This window comes from Streptococcus sp. HMSC068F04, from assembly GCF_001837455.1.
Lineage (GTDB): Bacteria > Bacillota > Bacilli > Lactobacillales > Streptococcaceae > Streptococcus > Streptococcus salivarius_D.
In genome coordinates, this window is sequence record NZ_KV832527.1 from 1 (window position 1) to 215 (window position 215).

General features: G+C 40.0%; 1 protein-coding gene. It reads left to right on the plus strand.

Annotation, left to right across the window (positions count from 1 at the left end; genetic code table 11):
* On the plus strand, nt 1–215 hold a 215-nt coding region (locus HMPREF2571_RS08905; RefSeq protein ID WP_141760077.1), incomplete at both ends, for a hypothetical protein.

A 215-nucleotide genomic window follows, 5' to 3' on the forward strand; every position in this document is an offset into this window, starting at 1 on the left:
ACAGCGACCCTTAAAGCTGGCTTCACGAAATCACTAGGAGATGCCAACAACACTCAAATCATTGATACAACTAAGTTTGCATTTGGTCGTTACTATAAATTTGATATTGTGACAACCGTGAAAACGGATGCCCCAGCAGGAAAAGATATCGAAAATACAGCTGGTCAAATTGTTCACTACTACAACCCAAGAACCAACACAGTTGAAAAACCAGA